The sequence below is a fragment of the Halolamina salina genome (assembly GCF_042678005.1).
Lineage (GTDB): Archaea > Halobacteriota > Halobacteria > Halobacteriales > Haloferacaceae > Halolamina > Halolamina salina.
In genome coordinates this window covers 13,160-15,150 of the sequence record NZ_JBHUDH010000010.1, presented here as the reverse complement: position 1 = coordinate 15,150, position 1,991 = coordinate 13,160, and the positions used below count along the sequence as shown (strand labels likewise).

Below are 1,991 nucleotides of genomic sequence, written 5' to 3'. Positions count from 1 at the left end.
CCCCCGACGCCGACCGCCGCGCTCCGGGCGAACCCATCGACTGAACGGTGGCGGACGCCCCACAGGAGGACGGAGGTGACGACGACGAACAGCGAGTAGGTCGGGTGGGTGAGCACCGTCGCGCCGAACGCCAGCGCGCCGGCGGCGACCGCCCGCCGCGAGTCGTGATCGAGCGCCCGGTAGCCGGCGTAGATCGCGGTCAGCGCGTAGCAAAATGCGAATGCCCGCACCACGCCGCCCGCGGAGACGTGCCACTGGAGCAGTTGGGGGTTGAGCGCGACGGCGACGCCAGCGAGCGCGCCCGCGGGTCGCGAGCCCGCGTAGTCCCGCGCGAGCAGATAGACGGGGACGAGCGCGGCCAGCACGCCCACCGAGGGGAGCACGCGCGCCAGCGCGACCGGATCGGCGCCGAGATCCAGCAGCACCGCGAGGACGTAGAACTGCAGCGGCGGGTAGGCGAAGGGGACACCCTCGGCGGTGTACCCCGCGATCCGGGCCGGCGGCGCGTAGCCGTTGGCGGCGATCGCGTCGGCGATCCGGAGGTAGAGCCCGGCGCCGTAGGCGGGGTAGGGGTTGGTCGCGAGGTAGACGACGACCGCGAGCAGCCCCGCCGCGAGGGCAGCGCCGAGCCACGGGGCGTCCTCGCGCGTGATCGGGGATCGGTCGCTCAGTCGGATCATTTCCGGCGGATCTCGATCGGCGAGCGGAACGCCACCGTATGGTCGCGCCAGCGGTACTCCAGCGTCGCCCAGCGCAGCAGGCTCCCGAGCAGGACGACCACCGCGCTCCCCTCCAGCAGGCCGACCCAGCGCGGGAAGGCGTAGGAGATCGCGTTCCCGATCGCCGGCGGCAGCGCGTTCTGGACGCGATCGAGCAGCGACGCGTTCGCCGGGGCGGGCTGGTGGCTCTCGAGTCCCAGCGACGCCGCACTCTCCCCGCCCGCGCTCTCGTCGCCGGTGCCGAGCCGCTCGGACTCGTAGGGGAACCCCACGTCAGCCGACCAGACGATCTCGCCCTCGCGGTCGACCTCGACCACGCGGTCGCCGTTGGAGTCGGTGATCAGCGTGTGGCCGTTCGGGAGGCGGTCGGCGTCGCGGGGCCACTGCATCCGTTGGTCGGCCCACGTCCACGACTCGACCCACTCGCCGTCCTCGCGCTGGTACTCGACGATCCGGCCGTTCTCTGAGTCGCCGACGAGCAGCGCCGGGCCGCCCCGCTCCGCGGGGATGAAGTCGGGGTTGTGCTGCTCGTACAGCGTCGCGTGGTCGCCGTCGGAGCCGAGCGTCCAGTTCTCCAGCAGTTCGCCGTCCATCCCGACGAACGCAACCTGATCCTGGTTCCGGAGGCTGACCATCACCGCTTCCTGCCCGTCGATCTCGACGTGCTCCACGTCGTTGATGTGGGTCCAGTCCTCCGGGAACGGGCCGCCGCTCGACACTGGGTAGTCGGCCTGTGCCGCCCACGACCACTCGATCAGCCCCGTCGTCGTGTTGACGATGAACGCGCGGTCCTCGGCGATGTCGGCGACGAGCAGCCGATCCTCGTCGATACGGTCAGCGTCGTGCCAGCGCGTGGAGTGCTTGCCGGCCGTGACCCGGCTGAACACGTCGGTCCGCTCGCCCGTGGTGAGGTTGACGCGCTCGATCCCGTTCCGGGTACAGACCGAGCCGTCACACTCGTCGGCGTCGAGGTGGTCGGCGTAGACGAACTCGACGGTGTGGCTGGTGCCCTCGACGGGGTCCACGTCCCAGTAGCGCGTGTGGTCGTTCTGGTAGTAGTAGACGCTCCCGTCGGGGGCAAAGGCCGCGAGTTCCGCCTGTGCCCGCGGCGCGTCGCTCTCGTCGCTGACGAACGCGTTGGAGTCCGTCGCGACGACGGTGATGTCGTTTCGCTCCCCGACGACGGCCTCGTCGCTCCCGGACCGGAACGCCTGCTCGACGGCGGGGTCGCCGGTCACGCGGTCGTTCGTGCGTTCGCTCTCGACGTAGCCG

2 protein-coding genes are annotated in these 1,991 nt (G+C 71.4%); both read right to left on the bottom strand.

Translation table 11 applies throughout. From position 1 onward, the window contains the following. A partial coding sequence (locus ACFR9S_RS01225) for a glycosyltransferase family 39 protein (protein WP_379817822.1) occupies window positions 1-680 on the bottom strand: 680 nt, incomplete at its 3' end. Continuing rightward, window positions 677-1,957 carry an arylsulfotransferase family protein gene (locus ACFR9S_RS01220; RefSeq protein WP_379817820.1) on the bottom strand — a complete coding sequence of 427 codons (1,281 nt, stop codon included), beginning with the start codon at window positions 1,955-1,957 and terminating at the stop codon, window positions 677-679. The genes ACFR9S_RS01225 and ACFR9S_RS01220, both read right to left, overlap by 4 nt. Window positions 1,958-1,991: the final 34 nt, after the last annotated feature.